Origin of the sequence: Paenibacillus alginolyticus DSM 5050 = NBRC 15375 (assembly GCF_000422905.1) — a bacterium.
Classification (GTDB): domain Bacteria; phylum Bacillota; class Bacilli; order Paenibacillales; family NBRC-103111; genus Paenibacillus_E; species Paenibacillus_E alginolyticus.
This window is the reverse complement of record NZ_AUGY01000167.1, coordinates 1-8641: the sequence shown is the minus strand read 5'-3', so window position 1 is coordinate 8641 and position 8641 is coordinate 1. Positions and strand designations below refer to the sequence as shown.

Genomic DNA, 8641 nt, shown 5'->3' with positions numbered 1-8641 from the left:
AATGAGCTTGCTATTCGAACGGCAACTGTATTCCAAGGCGACGAAATCCTGCGAATGAGTGAGAATATGTGAGATAAACCCTTAAAACCGAGGGAAGGGCAGGAGAGTTGAATACATATTAGCAACTTACTTCCCTTAATTTACGTCTATTTTGATGACTGAGTTTTATTTGAACAATCTAATTGCAAGAACAGAGCGATTAAAACCAAGTAGTTTAGGCCATCGGCTTCGATGTTATCCATCTCAAGATTTCCTGTCATTCACACGGGAGCATGCTCTTCTAGAATTTATGTATTGTACGGATTGCCGCGTCGGTGAAAGTTCAAATAAGCCCCGCTTAACTAAACATTGCGAGAATCCTTTGCCGATTTGGATAGGATATTAAATATTTATTTATACTAATCGGTTTGGATGCGATCCCAAGACTGGATTCAAATGCTCTGTAAGTAGTAATGTTCGAGGAAATTGTGCATTTGTTATCCGAAAACGTTTTCGAAAAAAGTGTTGCAACCGTATTCAATGACATGCTATACTGATCAACGAAAACGTTTTAGGAAACAGGAGGCTAGAGAGTGACCAATATAAAAAAAATAGCTAAACTAGCTGGCGTCTCCGTTTCAACGGTATCCAAAGCGTTAAACGGTTACGAAGATATTAAAGAAGAAACGAAAAGAAAAGTTTTGGAAATAGCTAAAGAAATGGATTACGTTCCGAACTTCATGGCAAGAGGGTTGATTACCAAATCAACGAAAACCATTGGTGTTTTTTTCGGCGATCAAACCAATTCCGGATTCGACAGTCCCTTTCTAGTCGATTATTTTAGTTCCATTAAGAATGTAGTCGGCGAGGCAGGTTACGATCTGCTCATCTTCTCTAACCAAAAGCGGGATACGTCGAGCTACAAGGTCATGTGTTATGAAAAAGGTGTGGATGGCGTCATTCTCATTCTAACTGGAAATAAAAGGACGGATGAGAAGATTCACGAACTACACGAGGCGTTCCCAACGGTATATATAGACAGTTTGCCACAAGCCAGCCTGAAGGTGAATTTTGTAGAATCCGATAATGAAGCTGGAGCCTGGGATGCTACGGAGCATCTGATAAAGCTGGGGCACCGCAACATCTTAAAGATAGCTGGAGATACGATCGCCAAGGGATCCTATGACCGCATTGAAGGGTATAAGAAGGCTTGTCAGCATTATGGACTATCCGTCAAGGATAATTGGATTCAATATGGGAAATATTCGAGGGAGGAAGCTGCTAGGCTGACGAAAGAAACTTTTTCTCAAGAAACAGATCTTACGGCTGTATTTGCCTCAAGTGATCTAATGGCTTATGGCGTAATTGATGCACTGAAGGAGCTAGGCAAACGCGTTCCTGAGGATGTTTCTGTTGTAGGTTTTGATGATATCGATTCTTCTCAATATTTTAATCCGCCTTTAACCACGATTCATCAGAAACGTCTACAAATGGGGGAAACAGCTTCTAAGATACTATTAGACATTATTCAAGATAACGATGGGACCACCCAACATATAAGGATACCTACACAGTTAATCGTTCGCGGCAGTAGTGCTCCACCAAAGGAATAATTTTTTTGAGTTTTTCGAAAACGTTTTCGATAATACGTTTGAAGGTCCCGTACAACTCTCCTTCAATCAATGTGGCAACAACTTATTCATATAAATAGGGAGGCATTTTCATGAAAAAAAGTAAATTAGTTATGAGTACCTTGGTAACGATGGTAGGACTTTCAGCAATTCTTAGCGGATGTGGAACCAGTTCAACGCCAAAGTCAGGTGGCAATGCTGATAAAGCGCAACCAACAACAGCTGCCACTGCCTCATCGGAAAAGAAAGTTTCTTTTCAGTGGTTGGCACATACAGCGTATTCGGCGAAATCCTCAGACCCTAAACGGGTAGAGTATATTAACACTTCTTTAGAAAACTATAAGAAAGCACACCCAAATGTGGAAATCGATTCTCGCGATTATGACGGAAAAGTTTCCAACCTGATGATTATGGCTTCGGGTGATCGCGCTCCAGATGCAGCGATGATCGATGCCTATATGCTGCCAAAATTTTATAAATACCTACAGCCGCTGGACAGCTACTTTGAAAAAGCAGGTTTGAAGATCGATGATTTCTTCCCGTTTGCACAGAGCATTATGAAGGGCCCTGATGGGAAGATTTATGGCATTCAGTTCACGACCGATACACGGGTTTTGTATTACCGGAAGGATCTCGTGCCCACTCCGCCTAAAACTTGGGATGAAGTGATTCAAGTAGGTACCAAGCTAAAAGCAGCTGGTTATGATGCCTTATTAATGCCGGCTGGACGCGCTGAAGCGGCTTCCGTTTCCGTTGTACTTCCTATGTTCCTGTCGCAAGGCGGGGAATTGGTTAATAATGAAGGTAAGGCTGTATTTGGTGAGGGAGCCAATCGTGAGAAGATGCTGAACGTGTTTAACTTCCTGAAAAAGGCAGCTGATACGGGAGTTACTCCGAAACGGTCTGCGAATATCAAGAATGAAGCCGATCAAAATGGGGATATTGCCACTGACAAAGTCGCTATGTTTATCGGGGGTAACTGGCAGGTTAACCAATTGAAAGATACTCTGGGCGCAGAGCGTTTCGCGAAGTATGCGGTAGCGCCAGTCCCAACTATGAGCGGTGAAAATGCGGTAGCGATGTCAGGTGGTTGGGCATGGGGGCTTTTCACTAAAGATCCTGATAAGCAAAAAGCAGCCTTCGATTTCCTTATGCAAACGTATATGGGCGACAAAGGTATGGCCAATTGGACAACAATCGGCGGTTATTTGCCTCCTCGCAAGTCTGTATATGACAATGCTGATTTCAAAGGCAACGAGTTTACCAAAACGTTTCGTGAAATCATGGAGAAAACGGGTAGAGCTCGCCCAGCTTCTGATGACTATACTGTGATTTCCGAACAGCTTCAAATTGCCGCGTCGAGTGTGGTATCGGGTAGCCTATCGCCTGAAGATGCGCTCAATAATGCATGGAAAGTCCTATCTCAAAAGTAAGGGTTGTGAGAAAGTATGGAGAGTACTCACGAATCTTCAAATCATATGAAACGACATCAACCACTGTCTAAAATGCAATGGCCGAAGGCGCTGGGGAGCAATTCCCCGGTTCCTTGGCTGCTGCCAACAGCAATCGTCCTACTCCTTGTCTTTGTATACCCGGTCATAGAAGTCATTAGATCCAGTTTTACAAATGCCAATTTGATGGATCCTAATTATACCTATACCTTGCAATCTTATAGGAAATTACTGAATAATCCTGATCTGCTTCATATGACAAGCATTACATTAATTTTTGTAGCATGTAGTGTGTTTTTTCAAATGTTGCTCGGCTTTATTATCGCACTTATGGTAGATCTGGGAAATAAGCGAAAGCTAATCGGAACCGTTGTTGTTCGGACAACTGTACTTTCGGCTTGGGCTATTCCCGGGGTTATTATTGGTATTATCTGGAGCCTGCTGTATAACGAATCAGATGCTGGTATTTTAAATTATGTAGTCACGTCAATTGGATTTCCCAAGATCTCATTTCTGTCCGACCCCCATATCGCTCTTGCCTCTATTACTTTAGCAAATATTTGGCGTGGAACGGCTTTTTGCATGATTATGATTTATGCTGGGTTTCAAACTGTACCTGGGGATGTGCTGGAAGCAGCAAAAATTGATGGTACGACTTCGTTCCAATCTTTAATTAAAATCATTGTACCAATTCTAGCACCAATCCTGTTCATTAACATGATTACCAGTGTTGTTGCTACTTTCAACACATTTGATATGGTAATGGCTTTAACGGCAGGGGGACCTGGGAAAAGCACAGAGGTTATCGCTTTAAATGTCCATTCTCAAATCTTCCAGCTATTCGATTTAGGACAAGGAGCGGCAACCGCGGTTATCCTGCTGCTCATCAATCTGACGATGACCGGTTTGTATTTTCGGTTTGTTGAAAGGAAGTAGGAGGAACAAACGTGAGTAAATATGCAAGATATAGATTAGAAAATACGGGAATATACGTAGGGTACTTGATCGTCTTTTGCTTTTTTGCCTTCCCTATATTCTGGGTCGTTTCGTTATCATTAAAATCAGTCCCTGAATTATTCTTGACGCCGCCAATTTGGTTCTCCAAGACACCTCAATTCCAAAACTATACTTTTGTAATTAAAAATATGGAAATTCTTCACTACATGTGGAATTCAGCAAAAATTGTAGTGGTTACCATTGCGTTAACATTGTTAATTTCATTTCCTGCTGCTTATGCACTGTCACGATTCCAGTTCAAAATGAAGCGTCCTGTGATGCTCATGATTTTGGTATTCCAAATGATATCACCGGTCATTATTGCGATTCCGCTCTATCGGTTATTCTCGGAGATTGGATTAATCAACCACTCGGCTGGATTAATTGCTGTATATGTGGCAGTTGAGATTCCGCTTAGTACATGGTTTCTAAAGGGATATTTGGATACACTTCCTTTGGAATTGGATGAGGCTGCAATTGTGGATGGCTGTTCGCGTTGGTCCACTTTATGGAAAGTACTTTTACCGGTTGCGATGCCGGGCGTAGCCTCCGTAACGATTTTGATTGCTGTTGCCAGCTGGTCGCAGTTTATAATTCCATTTATTTTATTGGACGATAAGGACATGTTCCCTATGTCACTAGGGCTTGTTACATTAAAAAATAGCTCAGATGCTATTACCACCCACTATTTGGCTGCTGCAAGCTCGATAGGTATTTTACCTGTCATGATTGCTTTCATACTCCTGCAGCGCTTTATCGTAGGAGCTCTTACGAATGGTGCGGTTAAAGGTTAAAAAGATGAACTCGGAGAAGTGATGAATATGGAACTATACTCGGTATTAAAGAGCAATGTAAACAAAAAGCCGTTAGATATCGGGTGTGGCAGCTTAACAGCGAGCATCAAAGAAAACGGCACAATCAGCACCATCAATGCGTATCACCCAACTAAGGGGTATTTGACGCTGTCCTCCCTTGAGACATTTTCAAACGGACTTTGGTACGATTCTGAATATGTTAGAGCGTATCGCAAACGAATTGCTGGATTTGGAGAGGGAAATCGAGCTCATGGATTCGGTTTCTCACATAATAGGGAGATTCAAGATTGGCATAGCGGCTATACACCGGAAGGCAAACTGGTCATAACTTACAAGATCGATCAGCTCAACTTGGCAATTACGTTTGAGGCCATCGACGCTTCAGGAAGAGCCACAGTCGTACAAAGCATTGAAATCAAAAACAACAGTACGATGGAGCAAACTTTACCCTTCCAAATTGGGGGTATCTATAATTTAAATCGATGCAGCTACGGCCAATTGACCGAAGGCGGTCCTATTCAAATGCCAGAGCAAATCAATGATTTGGAAATCCAAGGGAATCGTATGTCTTTGCGTAATCCTTCTTTACCGGCACAAGTTGTAATGACTATACTTGAAGATGGACAGCCCTTTGATTTAGGAACAGAAAAACGGACATCCAATGAACCGATCAAGCAACTGTCGGAATATCAATGGAAGATCGCTCCCTCTGAGGTGAAGCAACTGCTTATCACCTATACAATTAACACAGAGGGAGAGGCTTTAAATGATGCTGAATGGGGTAACGATGCGATATTTTTACACTTGAAAGACATTTCTATGGTTGATGAGCCTCTGTGTTTCATCGATACGTCCTGGAGTCATTATGTGATTCGTCGTAATGTAGCATACATTCTAAATTGTTGTTCGGTTCCTGTTCAAGACGAACAAGTGTGTGTCATCACGGATCACCAACTGCTTCCTTTATCATGGAACCGGGATTCGTATTATATGATGAGGCTGTTAATCGATGTCGATGAACACGAGGGTATATTAACGCAAGCAGAGAGAAGTAAGGTAAGAGAGACCATTAAGGGACATTTGCTCTGGATGTTCATGACAGCGGAACGGCCTTCGGGCTACTGGGGAAGAGCTTACCTGACGAATGGCTATTGTAAGGACGATGTGTACCAGCTGGATCAGCAGTGTTATCCACTTCTTGAACTTTGTGAATATTATGAATGGACGAATGACAAAGAGACAGTAGTTCGCTTACTGCCGTACCTTGAAGATACGATACAGGAAATTATGAAAATCCGGCATGAGCAGTACTGGCTGTTTAGAACAGGGGAGACCCCAGCTGACGATAAGGTGGATTATCCCTATCATTTTTCCAGTCAAATTCTGATGTGGCAAACACTGCGGAAATTGGATGCTCTGAATAAGGAGATTCCATTTACGACGCAGAAACTTCACGAATGGGTGCAGCAAGTTCAGACGGATTGCTTCGATCATTTCACGATTGAGTCAGAGGGTAAACGCATGTTTGCTTATTTGGTTGACCTGCAGGGTAATCACACAACTTATCACGATGCGAATGATCTACCGACGGTATTGGCGCCTATCTGGGGATTCTGTGATGCAGATGATTCCCGCTGGATTAACACCATGGAATTCGCATTCTCGACAAGAAACATCGGAGGCTATTATGAAGGTATATATGGCGGATTGGGATCAATTCATACCCCTCATCCATGGCCATTAGGAGATGCTCAGCAGTTAATCTACAGCGCCTTAATTAACGATCAAGATCAATATACGCTTGTTATCCAGAAGTTAAAACAATTATGCCAGTGGGATGGTCTTTATTCTGAGGCTGTCCATGAGCAGAGTGGTGAAGTGGCTTCCCGTCATTGGTTTTCATGGCCTGGCGCCTTTATTTCCCAAGCACTTCTTCTGAATAAACAGTCTAACATATAGGAGTTAGTAGGATGAAAATTGTTGTAGCTCCAGATTCGTACAAAGGAAGTCTAACGGCTAGTGAAGCGGGTGAAGCGATGCGCAAAGGCATACAGAAGGCTTCGCTTCACCATGAAATTGCTGTCATTCCTATGGCAGATGGTGGGGAAGGAAGTGTCCGCTGTTTAGTAGACGCAACAGGAGGTCAGATATTCACAACAACAGTTGAAGACTCTATTGGCAAAAACATCGAAGCGACATTTGGCGTCCTGGGGGATGGCGCAACCTGTGTAATTGAACTGGCGGCTGCTTGTGGATTGTATGTCATTGAAAAATCCGAGCGAAATCCGCTGGTTACGTCCACCTATGGGTTCGGTCAGTTGATGTTGGCAGGGCTTCAGCGCGGGTACCGTCGATTTGTTCTCTGTTTAGGCGGTAGCGGGACGAATGACGGAGGAGCAGGCATGCTGCAAGCCTTAGGCGTCAAACTACTCAATGTGAATGGCCAGTCGATTAAGCGGGGCGCTATAGGTTTAGCAGATTTGCATGCCATCGACACGGCAAGCATGGATCCGCGAATCCATGCATGTGACATTCGAATTGCTTGTGATGTCACAAATCCTTTGGTGGGTGCTATAGGCGCATCTCGCGTTTTTGCACCGCAAAAAGGGGCAAACGAAGCCGCTGTTGAGCTATTGGAAGTGCTTATGAACAATTGGGCGGAACATCTGGAAGAGATAAGTCCCATTCAAGTGCGCTACGCTGCTGGAGCAGGAGCGGGTGGAGGGACGGGAGCAGGTATTCTAGCTCTCCTGCAAGGACGGATTAAAGCAGGCTCTTCATTTATAGCAGAGATTTCTGAATTGGAAAGACATATACAAGGTGCTGATCTTGTACTTACAGGTGAAGGCAAGGTAGATAGCCAAACAGCACACGGCAAAACACCAAGCGGTGTAGCCCTTATCGCACAAAAGTACGGCATCCCAACTGTGGTTATAGCAGGCACAGTGGGCACCGATATTGAAAACTTATATACGCAGGGTGTATGTTCGGTGCTGAGCTTGTTAAATAGGCCGGTATCTTTGGAGGAAGCCCTTGTGGATGCTGCGACCATGTTGGAAAGTACGGCGGAAGCGGCTGTGAGATTGTATTCTGCTGCAAAGTCTGGATAAACCAAAGAGGATCATCGTTAAGTCGAAGGACTTATCGTTGATCCTCTTGCATGTGAATGGCCGACCGAATGTATCGGCAGACATACTGCTTTGGAATATTCAAGTACAGTTAGTGGGATGAAACATGAAATGGGAGGAAAAAGCAGTCAAGGCAACGCGATAGGGTTTACCTTCTTCAAACTTCTTATCATTGAACTCCCTTAGTCTCTTACTGACAGACTTTTTAAAACCGCATAAGACGGCGAGGTACAAGGCGTCTTATGCGGTTTCTTAGAGCCACGTTTGGTAATCCGGTTTGAAGTAGTGGTAAACTTCCTAGAAGAGTAAACACTGAGGTCGATTCCTGCAAAAGCAGCCAACTTCTTCGCGTGATTAAATCGATGGATTTCCCCGATTTCAGACAGAATCGTTGCCGCGATTTTGCAACCATCGCCCGTTTTCAAGGAGATTGATATTTACACAAACAATGGATTGAAATTTGAGGGTGTAGATTGAATTAACGCAGAACGATAGTTTCATAACTAGATCTAGCAGGCTACCGGTGATCGGTGGCCTATTCCGCTAACGGGCAGGATAGCGGAATAATTATACTCGTGTAGAACATGTTTAACACTAAAATAAACACCAGAATGTATATGTAACAAAAATGAGCATAGACA

6 protein-coding genes and 1 pseudogene are annotated in these 8641 nt (G+C 43.3%); 6 read left to right on the top strand and 1 reads right to left on the bottom strand.

The annotated features are described in order from the left end of the window. Nucleotides 1-572: 572 nt before the first annotated feature. The 6 genes from G519_RS0136795 to G519_RS0136770 all read left to right on the top strand — a co-directional run bounded on the left by G519_RS0136795 (nucleotide 573) and on the right by G519_RS0136770 (nucleotide 7982). Nucleotides 573-1592, top strand: coding sequence for a LacI family DNA-binding transcriptional regulator (locus tag G519_RS0136795; protein WP_029198815.1), 1020 nt, complete (start codon nucleotides 573-575; stop codon nucleotides 1590-1592). Between the two features lie 110 nt (nucleotides 1593-1702). Continuing rightward, complete coding sequence (locus G519_RS0136790) at nucleotides 1703-3043, top strand: extracellular solute-binding protein (RefSeq protein ID WP_029198814.1); 1341 nt, start codon at nucleotides 1703-1705, stop codon at nucleotides 3041-3043. Between the two features lie 45 nt (nucleotides 3044-3088). Next, nucleotides 3089-3997: a carbohydrate ABC transporter permease gene (locus G519_RS0136785; RefSeq protein ID WP_084160519.1), complete on the top strand. Its 909-nt coding sequence runs from the start codon at nucleotides 3089-3091 to the stop codon at nucleotides 3995-3997. Between the two features lie 11 nt (nucleotides 3998-4008). Then, the gene (locus tag G519_RS0136780) at nucleotides 4009-4851 is read left to right on the top strand and encodes a carbohydrate ABC transporter permease (RefSeq protein ID WP_029198812.1); all 843 of its coding nucleotides are present in this window, start codon (nucleotides 4009-4011) and stop codon (nucleotides 4849-4851) included. 21 nt (nucleotides 4852-4872) lie between these two features. After that, on the top strand, nucleotides 4873-6831 hold the full coding sequence (locus tag G519_RS0136775) for a glycoside hydrolase family 125 protein (RefSeq protein ID WP_084160518.1): 1959 nt from the start codon (nucleotides 4873-4875) through the stop codon (nucleotides 6829-6831). Between the two features lie 11 nt (nucleotides 6832-6842). Continuing rightward, nucleotides 6843-7982: a glycerate kinase gene (locus G519_RS0136770; protein ID WP_029198810.1), complete on the top strand. Its 1140-nt coding sequence runs from the start codon at nucleotides 6843-6845 to the stop codon at nucleotides 7980-7982. Nucleotides 7983-8123: 141 nt separating this feature from the next. Here G519_RS0136770 and G519_RS49620 read toward each other — a convergent pair. Beyond that, a pseudogene (locus G519_RS49620) lies at nucleotides 8124-8416 on the bottom strand (transposase); the annotation flags it as partial. Nucleotides 8417-8641 lie beyond the last annotated feature (225 nt).

Bases quoted from the DNA above. Each gene is read 5' to 3' on its own strand.
- G519_RS0136790 (WP_029198814.1), top strand. From the start codon at position 1,703: ATGAAAAAAAGTAAATTAGTTATGAGTACCTTGGTAACGATGGTAGGA.
- G519_RS0136785 (WP_084160519.1), top strand. From the start codon at position 3,089: ATGAAACGACATCAACCACTGTCTAAAATGCAATGGCCGAAGGCGCTG.
- G519_RS0136775 (WP_084160518.1), top strand. From the start codon at position 4,873: ATGAATATGGAACTATACTCGGTATTAAAGAGCAATGTAAACAAAAAG.
- G519_RS0136770 (WP_029198810.1), top strand. From the start codon at position 6,843: ATGAAAATTGTTGTAGCTCCAGATTCGTACAAAGGAAGTCTAACGGCT.